Source organism: Klebsiella variicola (assembly GCF_000828055.2).
In the GTDB taxonomy this organism is placed as follows: Bacteria; Pseudomonadota; Gammaproteobacteria; order Enterobacterales; family Enterobacteriaceae; genus Klebsiella; species Klebsiella variicola.
Map to the genome: position 1 here is coordinate 3,870,926 of NZ_CP010523.2, position 16,391 is coordinate 3,887,316.

Annotated in this window: 15 protein-coding genes; 2 read left to right on the forward strand and 13 right to left on the reverse strand. The window is 57.1% G+C overall.

What is annotated here, in order from left to right:
- Positions 1–734 precede the first annotated feature (734 nt).
- The 8 genes from sucD to sdhC all read right to left on the reverse strand — a co-directional run bounded on the left by sucD (position 735) and on the right by sdhC (position 10,591).
- Positions 735–1,604, reverse strand: a complete 870-nt coding sequence (gene sucD, locus SP68_RS18185) for a succinate--CoA ligase subunit alpha (RefSeq protein WP_004885990.1) — start codon at positions 1,602–1,604, stop codon at positions 735–737.
- Positions 1,604–2,770: an ADP-forming succinate--CoA ligase subunit beta gene (gene sucC / locus SP68_RS18190; protein WP_002895039.1), complete on the reverse strand. Its 1,167-nt coding sequence runs from the start codon at positions 2,768–2,770 to the stop codon at positions 1,604–1,606. Before sucC ends, sucD begins: the two co-directional genes overlap by 1 nt.
- Before the next feature lie 145 nt (positions 2,771–2,915).
- Positions 2,916–4,142 (reverse strand): 2-oxoglutarate dehydrogenase complex dihydrolipoyllysine-residue succinyltransferase, encoded by a 1,227-nt coding sequence (gene odhB, locus SP68_RS18195; RefSeq protein WP_012542428.1) that lies wholly within the window; start codon positions 4,140–4,142, stop codon positions 2,916–2,918.
- A 14-nt stretch (positions 4,143–4,156) separates the two neighbouring features.
- Entirely contained in the window at positions 4,157–6,964 is a 2,808-nt protein-coding gene (gene sucA / locus SP68_RS18200) for a 2-oxoglutarate dehydrogenase E1 component (RefSeq protein ID WP_008805687.1), read from the reverse strand.
- Positions 6,965–7,347: 383 nt separating this feature from the next.
- Entirely contained in the window at positions 7,348–8,064 is a 717-nt protein-coding gene (sdhB, locus tag SP68_RS18205; RefSeq protein ID WP_008805686.1) for a succinate dehydrogenase iron-sulfur subunit SdhB, read from the reverse strand.
- 15 nt (positions 8,065–8,079) lie between these two features.
- Complete coding sequence (sdhA, locus tag SP68_RS18210) at positions 8,080–9,846, reverse strand: succinate dehydrogenase flavoprotein subunit (RefSeq protein ID WP_008805685.1); 1,767 nt, start codon at positions 9,844–9,846, stop codon at positions 8,080–8,082.
- A complete protein-coding gene (gene sdhD / locus SP68_RS18215; protein WP_002894949.1) occupies positions 9,846–10,193 on the reverse strand; it encodes a succinate dehydrogenase membrane anchor subunit in 348 nt (115 codons plus the stop codon). The genes sdhA and sdhD overlap by 1 nt, the downstream gene beginning before the upstream one ends.
- Entirely contained in the window at positions 10,187–10,591 is a 405-nt protein-coding gene (gene sdhC, locus SP68_RS18220) for a succinate dehydrogenase cytochrome b556 subunit (protein WP_004142216.1), read from the reverse strand. Before sdhC ends, sdhD begins: the two co-directional genes overlap by 7 nt.
- Before the next feature lie 324 nt (positions 10,592–10,915).
- Here sdhC and SP68_RS29120 point away from each other — a divergent pair, with 324 nt between their 5' ends.
- Together SP68_RS29120 and gltA are read left to right on the forward strand one after the other, a co-directional pair.
- Complete coding sequence (locus SP68_RS29120) at positions 10,916–11,047, forward strand: hypothetical protein (protein ID WP_418268517.1); 132 nt, start codon at positions 10,916–10,918, stop codon at positions 11,045–11,047.
- A 184-nt stretch (positions 11,048–11,231) separates the two neighbouring features.
- Complete coding sequence (gltA, locus tag SP68_RS18225) at positions 11,232–12,515, forward strand: citrate synthase (RefSeq protein WP_008805683.1); 1,284 nt, start codon at positions 11,232–11,234, stop codon at positions 12,513–12,515.
- Positions 12,516–12,581: 66 nt separating this feature from the next.
- Here the strand turns inward: gltA and nei are convergent, their stop codons facing one another.
- The 5 genes from nei to pxpB are packed head-to-tail and all read right to left on the reverse strand — an operon-like array spanning position 12,582 to position 16,387.
- Positions 12,582–13,373 (reverse strand): endonuclease VIII, encoded by a 792-nt coding sequence (gene nei / locus SP68_RS18230; protein WP_008805682.1) that lies wholly within the window; start codon positions 13,371–13,373, stop codon positions 12,582–12,584.
- A gap of 15 nt (positions 13,374–13,388) precedes the next feature.
- Positions 13,389–14,033: a pyroglutamyl-peptidase I gene (gene pcp, locus SP68_RS18235; RefSeq protein WP_012542429.1), complete on the reverse strand. Its 645-nt coding sequence runs from the start codon at positions 14,031–14,033 to the stop codon at positions 13,389–13,391.
- Positions 14,034–14,062: 29 nt separating this feature from the next.
- Complete coding sequence (gene pxpA, locus SP68_RS18240; RefSeq protein ID WP_012542430.1) at positions 14,063–14,815, reverse strand: 5-oxoprolinase subunit PxpA; 753 nt, start codon at positions 14,813–14,815, stop codon at positions 14,063–14,065.
- The gene (pxpC, locus tag SP68_RS18245) at positions 14,805–15,737 is read right to left on the reverse strand and encodes a 5-oxoprolinase subunit PxpC (protein WP_012542431.1); all 933 of its coding nucleotides are present in this window, start codon (positions 15,735–15,737) and stop codon (positions 14,805–14,807) included. Before pxpC ends, pxpA begins: the two co-directional genes overlap by 11 nt.
- The gene (gene pxpB / locus SP68_RS18250) at positions 15,731–16,387 is read right to left on the reverse strand and encodes a 5-oxoprolinase subunit PxpB (protein ID WP_040973936.1); all 657 of its coding nucleotides are present in this window, start codon (positions 16,385–16,387) and stop codon (positions 15,731–15,733) included. The genes pxpC and pxpB overlap by 7 nt, the downstream gene beginning before the upstream one ends.
- Between the last annotated feature and the right edge of the window lie 4 nt (positions 16,388–16,391).

Here is a 16,391-nt window from a genome sequence, read left to right on the forward strand (position 1 = left end):
CGTCCGCAGCGCGTTTCACCTGAAAGTGAAGCCACGCCACGACAAGGTTACAAATACGTTAACGAAAACCCAATTGATTCCCCAATATATTACGCCGCAATAACCTTACAATAAATATGTTTTTATTGTTCCAGTTTTACATTTTTCGACGGTGATCAATATATAGCGAAGATAGCCTGTTTAGGCCAATTTGACTTGCGACAATTTAACGTTTTTTGAAGAATTTTTCCAAGCATTAAGCATTGATATAAATCAATTTTTACTCTACGTGTTAATTATGTAGCTCAATAAAGAATATTGGTGAACTTAATGTTAATGTTGTGTTTAAAGTATGGCTTGCTTGGTTACTGAAAAGAGAGATATGAGAATCATAGGTAATATTATTTAACGCCGCGGGGAAAAATGAAAAAAAATGCGCCGATCCTAATAATGCTAGACTGCTCACAGTATTTTTCCTGTTTTCTTATGCCCTTCTCTTCTGTTTTTTCACTATCTAAAACCCTTGCCTGTCGCGAATTGCGGAAATATTTCCTTCAGCAACCACGCTGCCGGGATTATATTCATGAAATAATTCATAAAATCAATATGATAGATAAGGTTTTTCACGGAGCAGGCATTCCGCCGGTTCAGCGGATGTTCTGGCGAGATGGATAACGCCCATAAAAAAGGCCACCTGACGGTGGCCAACCATGTCGAAATCGGACAGATTTCTGCTTCGGAGAAGCAGAGAGGGTTTACTTGATGATAGCTTTCAGCGCTTCGCCGATATCGGCCAGGCTGCGAACGGTTTTCACACCAGCGGCTTCCAGGGCGGCGAATTTCTCATCAGCAGTACCTTTACCGCCAGCGATGATGGCGCCCGCGTGGCCCATACGCTTGCCTTTCGGCGCGGTCACGCCCGCGATGTAGCCGACAACCGGCTTGGTCACGTGCTCTTTGATGTAGGCTGCCGCTTCTTCTTCCGCGCTGCCGCCGATCTCACCGATCATCACGATCGCTTCGGTCTGCGGATCTTCCTGGAACAGCTTCAGGATATCGATGAAGTTGGAGCCCGGGATCGGGTCGCCGCCGATACCGACGCAGGTAGACTGGCCGAAGCCGTAGTCGGTGGTCTGCTTAACCGCTTCATAGGTCAGGGTACCGGAACGGGAAACGATGCCCACTTTACCCGGCTTGTGAATGTGACCCGGCATGATGCCGATTTTGCACTCGCCCGGGGTGATAACGCCTGGGCAGTTCGGGCCAATCATGCGTACGCCCGCTTCGTCCAGCTTCACTTTCACAGTCAGCATATCCAGCGTCGGGATACCTTCGGTGATGGTGATAATCAGCTTAATGCCCGCGTCGATTGCTTCCAGAATGGAGTCTTTGCAGAACGGCGCCGGAACGTAGATAACGGTCGCGGTCGCGCCGGTCGCTTCAACGGCTTCGCGCACGGTGTTGAACACCGGCAGACCCAGATGGGTGGTGCCGCCTTTGCCTGGCGTCACGCCGCCAACCATTTGCGTACCGTAAGCGATCGCTTGTTCAGAGTGGAAGGTCCCCTGGCTACCGGTGAAGCCCTGGCAGATAACCTTGGTATCTTTATTAATTAAAACTGACATTATTTCCCCTCCACTGCGGCAACAACCTGCTGTGCTGCGTCCGTCAGACTTTTCGCTGCAATAATATTCAGGCCGCTGTCAGCCAGTTTTTTCGCGCCCAGTTCGGCGTTGTTACCTTCCAGACGAACCACGACCGGAACGTTAACCCCAACTTCCGCTACCGCACCGATGATGCCGTCAGCGATCAGGTCGCAACGCACGATGCCGCCGAAGATGTTAACCAGCACTGCTTTCACATTGTCATCAGAAAGGATGATTTTGAACGCTTCGGTCACGCGCTCTTTAGTCGCGCCGCCGCCAACGTCGAGGAAGTTAGCCGGTTCGCCGCCGTGCAGCTTAACGATGTCCATGGTACCCATCGCCAGGCCTGCGCCGTTAACCATGCAGCCGATGTTGCCGTCGAGCGCCACGTAGTTCAGTTCCCACTGCGCCGCCTGAGCTTCGCGCGGATCTTCCTGAGACTGGTCGCGCATTTCGCGCAGATCCGGCTGACGGAACAGCGCGTTGCCGTCAGCGCCCAGTTTGCCGTCGAGGCAGATCAGGTCGCCCTGCTTAGTGATAACCAGCGGGTTGATTTCGATAAGCGCCAGATCGCGCTCCAGGAAGATGGTCGCCAGACCCATGAAGATCTTGGTGAACTGCTGAACCTGTTTACCTTCCAGACCCAGTTTAAACGCCAGTTCGCGACCCTGGTAAGGCATCGGGCCCGCCAGCGGATCGATGGCGATCTTGTGGATCAGGTGCGGGGTTTCTTCCGCGACTTTTTCGATTTCCACGCCGCCTTCGGTAGACGCCATGAACACCACGCGACGAGAGCTACGGTCAACAACCGCGCCCAGATACAGCTCTTTATCGATATCGGTCGCCGCTTCCACCAGAATCTGGTTGACCGGCTGGCCGTTAGCATCGGTTTGGTAAGTCACCAGGCGTTTGCCCAGCCAATGCTCAGCAAAAGCGCGGATCTCTTCTTTGCTCTTAACTACTTTCACACCGCCCGCTTTACCGCGGCCACCAGCGTGAACCTGACATTTCACTACCCACGGACCCGCGCCGATTTTTGAAGCGGCTTCTTCTGCTTCACGCGGAGTAGTACAGGCATAACCCACCGGCGCCGGTAAGCCATAGCGGGCAAAAAGTTGTTTTGCCTGATATTCATGTAAGTTCATGTGTTCAGTCCATCCTTCAGGGTGTAATTATCTTTAAACCTGTAGGCCTGATAAGACGCGCTAGCGTCGCCATCAGGCATCTCATCAACGCCGGATGGCGGCATAAATGCCTTATCCGGCCTACGGTAAGTCATACTCTTACTGACTACACGTCCAGCAGCAGACGAGTCGGATCTTCCAGCAGCTCTTTAATCGCCACCAGGAAGCCAACCGATTCACGCCCATCGATCAGACGGTGGTCATAGGAGAGCGCCAGGTACATCATCGGCAGGATCTCTACCTTGCCATTCACCGCCATCGGACGGTCTTTAATGGCATGCATACCCAGGATGGCGCTCTGCGGTGGGTTGATGATCGGCGTGGACATCAGGGAACCGAAGACGCCGCCGTTGGTAATGGTGAAGTTACCGCCGGTCAGGTCATCTACGGTCAGCTTGCCGTCACGGCCTTTCACCGCCAGCTCTTTGATATTCTTTTCGATGTCCGCCATGCCCAGCAGGTCAACGTCACGCAGAACCGGGGTTACCAGGCCGCGCGGAGTGGACACTGCCATGCTGACGTCAAAGTAGTTGTGGTAAACCACGTCGTCGCCATCGATGGAAGCGTTCACTTCCGGATAGCGTTTCAGCGCTTCAACCACCGCTTTCACGTAGAAGGACATGAAGCCCAGACGGATACCGTGACGTTTTTCGAAGGCATCGCCGTACTGCTTACGCAGATCCATAATCGGCTTCATGTTGACTTCGTTAAAGGTCGTCAGCATGGCGGTGGAATTTTTCGCTTCCAGCAGACGCTCGGCCACGCGTTTACGCAGACGGGTCATCGGGACGCGTTTTTCTGAACGGTGACCCAGCTGCGGCGCTGGTGTCGCTGCCGCGGTAGCCGCTGGCGCTTTGGCTTCAGCCGCCGCCGGGGCTTTCGCCAGATGTTTCTCGACGTCTTCACGAGTCAGACGGCCACCCACGCCGGTACCTTTGATGGCAGCGGCGTCGAGGTTGTGCTCCGCCAGCAGACGACGGATCGCCGGGCTGAGCGCATCGTTGTTCTGCTCTTCCAGAGAAGCCTGCTGGCGCTGCGCCGGGGTGGACGCTTTCGCATCCGCTTTTTCGCTGGTTTCTTTACCTGCGCTGTTGCCTTCACGCAGGCGGCCAAGGATCTGGCGAGACAGGACGGTAGCGCCCTCGTCTTCCAGCACTGCATCCAGAATGCCGTCCGCTGATGCCGGTACTTCCAGTACCACTTTGTCAGTTTCGATTTCGACCAGAACTTCGTCACGGACGACCGCGTCGCCCGGTTTTTTATGCCAGGTGGCGACGGTTGCGTCAGCTACGGACTCAGGCAGGTCGGGAACCAGAATATCTACGCTACTCATTGTGTATCCTTTAATTAATCGACGTTCAGCGCGTCATTGACCAGATCTTGTTGCTGTTTCTGGTGAACGGACATGTACCCTACCGCCGGAGAGGCGGAGGCCGGGCGGCCTGCATAACGCAGAGAGGCCCCAAATGGAACTACTTCACGAAGGTGGTGCTGGCTGCAGTACCATGCGCCCTGGTTGAGCGGCTCTTCCTGGCACCAGACAAAATCATGTACGTGCGAGTAAGCTTTCAGCGCTTCCTGCACCGCCTGATGCGGGAACGGGTAGAGCTGTTCGATACGCACAATGGCGACATCTTTTTGCTCGTTTTTGCGGCGCTGTTCCAGCAGGTCGTAGTAAACCTTACCAGAGCACAGTACGACGCGTTTCACGGCTTGCGGATCAAGTTCGTCGATTTCGCCGATGGCCGGCATAAAGGTGCCGTTCGCCAGTTCGTCCATGCTGGAGACCGCCAGCGGGTGGCGCAGCAGAGACTTCGGCGACATCACCACCAGCGGACGGCGCATACCGCGCAGCGCCTGACGACGCAGCATATGGTAAACCTGTGCCGGGGTGGACGGTACGCAAACCTGCATGTTCTGCTCAGCGCACAGCTGCAGATAGCGTTCCAGACGCGCGGAGGAGTGCTCCGGGCCCTGCCCTTCGTAGCCGTGCGGCAGCAACATCACCAGACCGCACATCCGGCCCCATTTCTGTTCGCCAGAGGAGATGAACTGATCAATCACCACCTGCGCGCCGTTGGCGAAGTCGCCGAACTGCGCTTCCCAGATGGTCAGCGTACGCGGCTCTGCGGTGGCGTAACCGTATTCGAACGCCAGCACGGCTTCTTCAGACAGCACCGAGTCCCAGACGCGGAACTGGCCCTGGCCGTTGTGCACATGCTGCAGCGGGGTATAGGTAGAACCGTTGCTCTGGTTATGGATAACCGCGTGACGGTGGAAGAAGGTGCCGCGACCGGAGTCTTCACCGGACAGGCGCACCGGAATGCCTTCGTCAACCAGGGTGGCATAAGCCAGGTTTTCAGCGCCGCCCCAATCGAACAGCTTCTCGCCAGCGGCCATCAGTTGGCGATCGCCGTAGATTTTCGCTACACGGGACTGCATTTCGATACCTTCCGGCACCGTACTGATGCGTTTAGCCAGCTCTTGCAGACGTTTCGGATCCACTTTATCCGGATAGCTCTCGTCCCACTCGTGGTTGAGGTAGGGAGACCAGGTAAAGGAGTGCATATTCATCGGACGCCACTCCTCTACCACGCATTCGCCGGCATCCAGCGCATCGCGGTAAAGGTTAACCTGCTCAGTCGCGTCTTCCAGCGTCGCAACTTTCTCCTGCTCCAGCTTGTCAGCATAGATTTTGCGCGGGGTCGGATGCTTTTTGATTTTCTGGTACATCAGCGGCTGGGTTGCGCTCGGCTCGTCGGCTTCGTTATGGCCGTGACGGCGGTAGCACACCAGGTCGATAAAGACATCGCGTTTGAAGGTATTACGGAAATCCAGCGCCAGACGGGTAACGAAAGCAACGGCTTCCGGGTCATCCGCGTTAACGTGGAAAATCGGCGCCTGAACCATCTTACCGATATCGGTACAGTATGGCGTAGAACGCGCATCCAGCGGGTTGGAGGTGGTAAAGCCAACCTGGTTGTTGATAACGATACGCACGGTACCGCCGACTTCGTAACCGCGGGCTTTCGACATGTTCAGGGTTTCCTGAACCACGCCCTGGCCGGTAACGGCGGCGTCGCCGTGGATGGTAATAGGCAGAACTTTGTTGCTGCTTGGCTCGTCCAGACGATCCAGACGGGCGCGTACGGAACCGATAACCACCGGGCTGACGATCTCCAGGTGCGACGGGTTAAACGCCAGCGCCAGGTGGACCAGACCGCCTTCGGTTTCCATATCGGAAGAGAAGCCCATGTGGTACTTCACGTCGCCGGTGCCGAGGTGTTCTTTATGTTTGCCCGCGAACTCGTCGAACAGGTCCTGCGGTTTTTTACCCAGCACGTTGACCAGCACGTTCAGACGGCCACGGTGCGCCATGCCCAGCACCACTTCGCGGGTGCCGCTTTTGCCTGCATGGCGGATCATCTCTTTGAGCATCGGGATCAGGGCATCACCCCCTTCCAGCGAGAAGCGTTTCGCCCCCGGGAATTTGGCGCCGAGGTAGCGTTCCAGCCCTTCTGCAGCGGTCAGTTCACTGAGGAAGCGCTTTTTCTCTGCCGCGGTGAAGCTCGCTTTACCGGCTACCGATTCAATACGCTGCTGGATCCAGCGTTTTTCCTCAGTAGAGGTGATATGCATGTATTCCGCGCCGATGGAGCCGCAGTAGGTTTGCTTGAGGGCGGCAATCAGGTCGCCCAGCTTCATCGTGTCTTTACCGATGGCGAATGAACCTACGTTATAGCTATCCTGGAAATCGGCCTCGGTCAGATCGTGGTAGGCCGGATCAAGATCCGCCACTCTCTCTTGCTTCCACAGTCCCAGCGGATCGAGATTCGCATGCTGGTGGCCACGGAAACGGTATGCGTTGATGAGCTGCAGGACTTTAACCTGCTTCACATTGGTGTCAGGGTCGGAAATCGAAGAAGTGTAACGTGAGGCATCCTTCGCCAGTCGACGGAAATAATCACGTGTTTTGGAATGGAATTGATCCGGTTTAACTCCGGTGCCAGGTAACTGCTGGAACATCGAACGCCAGTTGGCGTCAACAGAGTCAGGATCGGTTAAGAAGTCTTCATAGAGCTGTTCTATCCAGCTCTGGTTCGAACCAGAGAGGAAAGAAGAGTCCAGCCAGGCTTTCATTGCGCCGTTCTGCATCGTGATCCCTTAAGCACTTTTATGCTTATTTCGCCGTAGAAACTACCACGCACACCGAGTGCACGTGCCGGGGTTCACTTGTTGCGGACGAGTTGTGTTTTCTATCCGCTAAGGAACCTTTAAAAACTGCCATTAATCTTCAGCGTTCAGGCTGCGGTTGCGTTGGCTGCCTTCGCTTACCCCGGTCACATAGTTCACTATGCTCCCGGGGATGCGCTCAGTTGCCGCCTTACCTCGCACTGAACGCCTCGATTACTGGTACATCTTGTGGCGGTTTTTAAAGATTTCCTGCTATCTGTCCCCCGGCAGCGCTAACGCTTGCCGGGGCTACTGCTTTGGTAGCCCGGATAAGCGCAAGCGCCATCCGGGACAGACCGTGTTGCTTACGCGCTGCGCTGCAGCAGCATCGACTTAATATGGCCGATGGCGCGCGTCGGGTTAAGCCCTTTAGGACACACACTGACGCAGTTCATAATGCTGTGACAGCGGAATACGCTGAAAGCATCGCTCAGGCCTTCCAGGCGCTCGCTGGTTTCGGTATCGCGACTGTCGATCAGGAAGCGATACGCGGCCAGCAGGCCAGCCGGGCCGATGAACTTGTCCGGGTTCCACCAGAACGACGGGCACGAGGTTGAACAACATGCGCACAGAATACACTCGTACAGACCATCGAGTTTCTCACGCTGCTCAGGCATCTGCAGATGCTCGCGAGCCGGAGGATTTTGCCCATTATTCAACAAGTAAGGCTTAATCTTCTCATATTGTGCATAGAATTGCCCCATGTCCACCACCAAATCACGGATAACCGGTAATCCTGGCAGCGGACGGATAACAATCTTCTTGCCCGGCTGATTCAGCGCGGAGATTGGCGTGATGCACGCCAGACCGTTTTTCCCGTTCATGTTCAGACCATCGGAACCGCAAACCCCTTCACGGCAGGAGCGGCGGAACGACAGCGACGGATCTTTTTCTTTCAGCTGGATCAGCGCATCCAGCAGCATCATGTCACGACCTTCTTCCGCTTCGAGGGTGTAATCCTGCATATGCGGAGCGTCGTCAACATCCGGGTTATAGCGATAAATTGAAAACTCGAGTTTCATTTTCCTGTCTCCGCATTAGTAAGTACGAATCTTCGGCGGGAATGCCGGACGCAGTTTCGGTTCCATGTTGACGCTACGACGCGTCATGGATTCCGACTCTGGCAGATACAGGGAATGGCACAGCCAGTTTTCATCATCACGATCCGGGAAGTCGAAGCGGCTATGGGCGCCACGGCTTTCAGTACGGAAGTTAGCGGACACGGCGGTCGCAAACGCGGTCTCCATCAGGTTGTCCAACTCCAGGCACTCGACGCGCTGGGTGTTGAACTCGCTGGAAGTATCGTCGAGACGCGCGTTTTTCAGGCGCTCGCGGATCACTTTCAGTTGCTCCAGACCTTTGTGCATCGCATCGCCTTCGCGGAACACCGAGAAGTTGTGCTGCATACATTCCTGCAGTGCTTTGCGGATTTCCACCGGGTCTTCGCCGGAGCGGGTATTGTTCCAGCGATTGAGGCGGTCCAGCGAGCCTTCGACATCCGATTCGCTGGCGTCGCGCAGCGTGCCCTGCTCGGCGATGGACTCCTGCAGATGCAGGCCCGCCGCGCGGCCGAAGACCACCAGGTCGAGCAGCGAGTTGCCGCCCAGACGGTTGGCGCCGTGGACCGATACGCAGGCAATTTCGCCTACCGCGAACAGGCCCGGGATCACCACGTCTTCGCCCTTCTCATTCACGGTCAGCGCCTGACCGGTGACTTTGGTCGGGATACCGCCCATCATGTAGTGGCAGGTTGGGATAACCGGGATTGGCTCTTTCACCGGATCGACGTGAGCAAAGGTACGGGACAGCTCAAGGATACCTGGCAGACGAGATTCCAGAACCTCTTTACCCAGGTGATCCAGTTTCAGTTTCGCATGCGGGCCCCACGGACCATCGCAGCCGCGGCCTTCGCGAATTTCGATCATGATGGAACGCGCCACCACGTCACGACCCGCCAGGTCTTTGGCGTTCGGGGCATAACGCTCCATAAAGCGCTCGCCGTGTTTGTTCAGCAGGTAACCGCCTTCGCCGCGGCAACCTTCGGTGACCAGCACCCCTGCCCCGGCGATGCCGGTCGGGTGGAACTGCCACATTTCCATATCCTGCACCGGAACGCCGGCGCGGATGGCCATCCCGACGCCGTCACCGGTGTTGATGTGGGCGTTGGTGGTGGACTGATAAATACGGCCTGCGCCGCCGGTCGCCAGCACGGTGGCGCGGGCTTTAAAGTAGACCACTTCGCCGGTCTCGATGCACAGGGCGGTACAACCGACCACCGCGCCGTCCTGGTTTTTCACCAGATCGAGGGCATACCATTCGGAGAAGATAGTGGTGTGGTTTTTCAGGTTCTGTTGATACAGGGTGTGCAACAGCGCGTGGCCGGTACGGTCAGCCGCCGCTGCGGTGCGTGCCGCTTGCTCGCCGCCGAAGTTTTTCGACTGGCCGCCGAACGGGCGCTGATAAATACGGCCGTCGTCAAGACGGGAGAACGGCAGGCCCATATGTTCCAGCTCAAGAATCGCTTCCGGGCCGGTCTTACACATATATTCGATGGCGTCCTGGTCGCCAATATAGTCCGACCCTTTTACGGTGTCGTACATATGCCATTCCCAGTTATCTTCATGGGAGTTACCGAGCGCGACGGTGATACCACCCTGCGCGGATACGGTATGGGAACGGGTAGGGAACACTTTGGAGAGCAGTGCACAGGTCTGTCCGCTCTGGGAAATTTGCAGCGCCGCGCGCATACCTGCGCCGCCGGCACCGATAACAACAGCATCAAACTCTCTGACTGGCAATTTCATTACACACCCCACACCACAACAAATCCATAAAGAACGTAAGCCACCAGCGCCACAACGATAGCCAGTTGCAGAACCAGGCGCAGAGCCAGTGGTTTAACGTAGTCCGTTAACACCTGCCACATCCCGATCCAGGCATGGATGAGAATGGAGACGAGAGCCAGCAGAGTGAAGACTTTAGTGAAGCCGGAGGCAAAGAATCCGGTCCACACTTCCCATGAGATTTCACCGGTGGTGGCGAAGAAGCCAACCATGTAGATGATGTAGAGGGTCAGAACGATGGCGGTAGCACGGACCAGAATAAAGTCATGTACGCCGTTGCGTCCCAGTGCTGAGGCGTTGCTTACCATACGAGGACTCCTGCGAGAAGTGAAAGCACGACAGTAATAACAAAAGAGATTTTGGCGGAACGTTTCCCTGCTTCGAGGGTTTCGTCCAGGTAGCCAAAGTCCATCATCAGATGGCGGATACCGACAACGACATGATAGGCCAGTGCGGTGAGAATGCCCCACATGATGAACTTCACAAAGAAGCTATCCATGATCGAGGCCGCCGTCAGAAAACCTTCAGGGGAGGAAAGGCTGGTGCCCAGCAACCAAAGCAGAATTCCGACCGCCACGAAGGTGATGACACCGGAAACGCGATGGAGAATGGACGCTATCGCCGTGATTGGGAACCGTATCGTTTGTAGATCCAGATTGACAGGTCTTTGTTTTTTCACATTTCTTACCATGAATAACGCCCACATGCTGTTCTTATTGTTTCCTTCCTCCGGTCTGCTTGCGGGTCAGACAGCGTCCTTTCTATAACCAGAAGTCATGTTAAAACGTCTTTTCAGGCATTAAAACATCACTAAACAACGCTGGGTGGCTCGGGATTGCAGGGTGTTCCGGAGACCTGGCCGCAGTATAGGCCGTTCACAAAATCATTACAATTAACCTACATATAGTTTGTTGGGTTTTCTCCGGAACAGTGATCAAGGTCACGATAACAACATTTTTTTAATTTTTAATCACCTGATTTGACAAATATTAAACATTCTTGTTACAACCATTACCAGTTAAATGCAATAATGCTCAAAAGTTATGGGGTCACTCTTTCACCTGAGAATAAGTTATGTAACAGTGTGTCAGTATTGACCGATGTAATCAGGACAGTTATTAGTGGTATACAGGTTTTAATATTCGGACTGCTAAAACGCTGATTTGCTGTTGTTTCACCGCAGCCCTGAAGGACGTACCATCAAGCGCCGTTGCTCTGTACCCTGCCCTTTTCGCTGACGCAGAGCTGTGTGCAACATAACAAACTGGTAACGTATGCAGGCGCGGGCCGAAAGCAAATCCACCACCCGGCAGTCTTAAGCAATAAAGGCGCTAAGGAGACCATAAATGTCTGATGCTAAAGCAAAAATCACCCTGGGTGGTGACACTGCTATTGAACTGGATGTGCTAAAAGGCACGCTCGGTCAGGATGTTATTGATATTCGTAGTCTTGGTTCAAAAGGCGTATTTACTTTTGACCCAGGTTTCACATCCACCGCTTCTTGTGAATCTAAAATTACGTTTATCGATGGTGACGAGGGGATCCTGCTGCACCGCGGCTTCCCGATCGACCAGTTAGCGACCGAATCTAACTATCTCGAAGTATGTTATATTCTGCTGTACGGTGAAAAACCGACTCAGGCCGAATATGACGAATTCAAAACCACCGTCACCCGCCACACCATGATTCATGAGCAGATCACGCGTCTGTTCCATGCATTCCGTCGCGATTCCCACCCGATGGCCGTGATGTGCGGGATCACCGGCGCCCTGGCGGCGTTCTATCATGACTCCCTCGACGTGAATAACCCACGTCACCGCGAGATTGCTGCCTACCGTCTGCTGTCCAAAATGCCAACCATGGCAGCCATGTGTTACAAGTATTCTATCGGCCAGCCGTTTGTTTATCCGCGCAACGACCTCTCCTACGCCGGCAACTTCCTGCGCATGATGTTCGCGACACCGTGCGAAGAGTATGAAGTCAATCCGGTGCTTGAACGCGCGATGGATCGTATTCTGATCCTGCACGCCGATCACGAGCAGAACGCGTCGACCTCGACGGTACGTACCGCCGGCTCCTCCGGCGCTAACCCGTTCGCCTGTATCGCTGCTGGCATCGCCTCCCTGTGGGGACCGGCGCACGGCGGCGCCAACGAAGCGGCGCTGAAGATGCTGGAAGAGATCAGCTCCGTTGAGCACATTCCGGAATTTGTTCGTCGTGCGAAAGACAAGAATGACTCTTTCCGCCTGATGGGCTTCGGCCATCGTGTTTACAAAAACTACGACCCGCGCGCCACCGTGATGCGTGAAACCTGCCATGAAGTGCTGAAAGAGCTGGGCACCAAAGACGATCTGCTGCAGGTAGCCATGGAGCTGGAGCATATCGCGCTGAACGACCCGTACTTCATCGAGAAGAAACTCTACCCGAACGTCGACTTCTACTCCGGTATCATCCTGAAAGCGATGGGTATTCCGTCCTCCATGTTTACCGTTATCTTCGCCATGGCGCGTACCGTGGGCTGGATTGCGCACTGGAACGAAATGCACAGCGATGGCATGAAGATCGCCCGTCCGCGTCAGCTGTACACTGGCTACACCAAACGCGATTACCAGTCCGACATTAAGCGCTAATCTTGCCGTCCGGATGAAAAAAAACGCGCCACCTGGCGCGTTTTTTTATCTGCCTGACTGCCGGGCTTAATGCTGGCATCCGGGACACCAGTAAAACGGCCGCGAGGAGAGTGTCGTCTTCTCAATCACGCCCCCACAGCGCTCGCACCTTTCCCCGTCGCGATGGAAGACCTTAAAGCGAAACAGCGCGCCGTGATGCTTGTTGTCATCGGCCTGGCCGCGGGTGTGATACGACAACCGCGGAATAGCCAGCAGCGCGTGCGCCAGCGCATCCAGCTGACTATCGCTCAGTTCAGCGGCTTTACGCTTTCCGCTTAATCCCACCTGCCAGAGGATCTCCACCCGCAGATAGTTACCGAGCCCGGCCAGAAAAGCCTGATCCAGCAGCAGGCCGGAAAACTGACGATGGCGGAATTTGGCCGACAGCAGCCGCGCTTTCACCTCCTCCACGGTTAACGTCATATCCAGCACATCTGGCCCCACGCGCAGTAAAAACGGGTGATGGGCAACCTGCTCCGCCGTGAGCATCTCGATGTCCGAGGCGCTGTAAAGCAGAATCGCCTTGCGGGCGGTCTGCAGCCTGACGCGCAGCACCCGGTTAGAGGCGGGCTGTTCCCCGGCATCGACCACGCGCCAGACACCGTACAGCTGATTATGGCTGTACAGGGTCAGCCCGCCGGAGAAGTGTGTTAACAGGGCCTTGCCGCGGGTGGCGATATGGGTCACCCGCTGGCCAATCAACAGGCTTTGATAGGGTTGCAACTGCGGAAAGGCGAACCAGGCATCGGTTAAGGGTTCGCCTTTGATTGCCGCCTCCAGTTTATCCGCCGCGCGGCGGATCTCCGGACCTTCCGGCATACTGTCATCCTTCTGTTAATGGGTGGCGCCGCCGCCCAGTTTACTATCCACCGACTGGCGCAGCGCCACGGCAATGGCCGTTTCCAGCGCTTCCCGCACGGTGGCGGTCGCCATACTCGGCTCGCCGGGATGGGCCGCCGCCTGCGCCGGTAGCCATGGAATATGGATAAAGCCGCCCCTGACGCCAGCCTGCTCCTGCAGCTTATGTAGCAAACCATACATCACGTGATTGCAGACGAAGGTGCCGGCGGTTTGGGAGACCGAAGCCGGGATCCCGCGATCGCGCAACGCGCTGACGATCGCTTTGATCGGTAAGGTACTGAACCACGCCGCCGGCCCCCCGTCGACGATCGGCGTGTCGACAGGCTGCTGGCCTTTGTTATCGGGAATGCGCGCATCATCGACGTTGATAGCCACACGTTCAACGCTGATATCGACGCGACCGCCGGCCTGCCCCACGGCAATGACCAGCCTCGGCTGCAGGTCTTCTATCGCCGCGTAAAGCACCGACAGCGCCTCGCCAAACACACAGGGGAGCTGGCGGGCGATCACCGGCTGCCCGGCAATCATCGTCCCGTCCAGCTGCTTCACCACTTCCCATGAAGGGTTAACCGTTTCGCCATCAAAGGGTTCAAAACCGGTGAGCAATACTCCCGCCATCATCCTCTCCTTCGCGGTCATTCAGGTTGTCACGCTTCAGCGTCCAGTTGCGCGCTGACCAGAATATGGCGCCCGGCAAAGGCCGCCCGCAGACGGCGGGCAAAATCCAGCGCGTGCGGGCCATCGCCGTGCAGACACACCGTCTGCGCCACCACGTTCGCCCACTCACCGCTGATGCTGCGCACCCGGTGGTGCTGCACCATCTCGAGGGTTTGCGCCAGAGCCTGCTCTTCGCTGTCGATCAGCGCGCCGGGCTGGCTGCGCGGCACCAGGCTACCGTCGGCCAGGTAGCCGCGGTCGGCAAACACCTCCTGGCGCGTCGTCAGACCATAGTGCTGCCCGGCGCGGATCAGTTCGCTGCCCGCCAGCCCCACCAGCACCAGCTTCGGGTTAACATCACGGATAGCGCGGGCGATCGCGTCCGCCAGCGGCGGCGACTTGGCCGCCTGGTTATAAAGCATGCCGTGCGGCTTCACATGCTGTAGCTCGCCGCCCTGCGCCTGAACGATCGCCGCCAGGGCGCCAATCTGATACAGCATCTGGGCATAGACCGTTTCCGGCGGCAGATCCATCGCCGTACGGCCAAAATTTTCCCGGTCGGGATATCCCGGATGGGCGCCCACCGCCACGCCGTACTTCAGCGCCTCGCGTACGCTCTGCACCATCAGTCCGGCGTCGCCGGCATGAAAGCCGCAGGCGATATTCGCCGACGAGACCAGCTGGAGCAGCGCGCTATCGTTCGCGCCCCCTTCCCCGAGATCGGCATTGAGATCAATCATCATCGTGGAGTCTCCAGGCCAGTTGTTCAAGATAACGCTGGCGATCGGCCCGTGCTTTTAAGGCCTCCTCCAGCGAGCAGGCGACAAAGTGGATCGGCTGCCCCAGCGGGATCTGCGCCAGCTGGTACATATCAGCCTCAATAATGCAGGCGATGCGCGGATAGCCGCCGGTGGTTTGCGCATCGTTCATCAGGACGATGGGCTGGCCGTTATGCGGCACCTGCACTACGCCCGGCAGCAGACCGTGCGACAGCATCTCGCGATCGGTGATCCGTTTCAACGGCTGCCCCTGCAGGCGGTAGCCCATGCGATTGCTCTGCGGACTGAGCTGCCAGGGGGAGCGCCAGAACGACGCCTGCGAGGCCGCATCAAACTCATGATACTCCGGGCCCGGCAGCGCGCGAATGCGGTTGCCCAGCGGCAGCTGCTTGACACCGCGCGAGGTGGTAAAGCGCCGAGCGGCTTTCCCGAGCTTCAGCTGATCGCCATCCTGCAGGCGGCGTCCTTCCAGACCGCCAATCCCCGCCTTAAGATCCGTGCTGCGCGAGCCAAGTACCACCGGGACCGCGACCCCGCCCGCCACCGCCAGATAGCTACGAATGCCATGCTGCGGCGTTTTCAGCACCAACCGTTGCCCGGCCCGGTAGGCGGTGCGCCAGCCCACCCAGACCGCTTTGCCGTCCAGCGTCGCTTCGCAGGCGGCGCCGGTCAGCGCGAACCAGCCGCTGCGGGCAAATTCGATCTCCACCTGACCGAGGGTAATCTCCAGCCCGGCGGCGTTCGCCTCGTTGCCAACCAGCAGATTGGCAATCACCAGCGAGGGATAATCCAGAGCGCCGCAGCGGCTGATGCCAGACTGGCGCAGGCCTTCTCGTCCACCGTCCTGTACCGAGGTGTACAGACCGGCGCGGATCAGGGTTAACATACCCCCTCCTTTTGCGGCACAAAGCGAATTTTATCGCCCACGCGCAACAGCGCAGGCTCCTTACGCGCCGGGTCAAACAGCGTCAACCCGGTCCGCCCCAGCAGCTGCCAACCGCCAGGCGTCGCCAGCGGATAGATGCCGGTTTGCGCGCCGCCAATGCCCACCGATCCGGCCGGGACCCGCACGCGCGGTTCGGCGCGACGCGGGGTCGCCAGCGCCGGCGGCAGCCCGCCCAGGTAGGGGAATCCCGGCTGAAAACCAATAAACCAGACCAGGTATTCCACCGAGGCATGCAGCTCCACAACCTGTTTTTCACTCAGGCCGCTGTGTTGCGCCACCACCCCGAGATCCGGCCCGGCCTCGCCGCCGTACACGACCGGGATGGTTAATGACCTCGACTCCGGCTCCAGCGCAAGACTCTCCTCCCACCAGCGCTGCAGACGGTCTATCGCCTCCCACGCCATCTCCTGCGGGCGGCGGAGCACCACGGTGATATTGTTCATGCCGGGAATGGCGTCAACCACCTCTTCATGGTGAGACAGACGCTGGGCCAATCCCCAGATCCGTTGCTGGCTCTCGAGCGTGACCGGCGGCTCCAGCTCCAGCACGACGGCCGTTTCTCCTAACAGATAACAACGCGCTCGCTGCACTTTT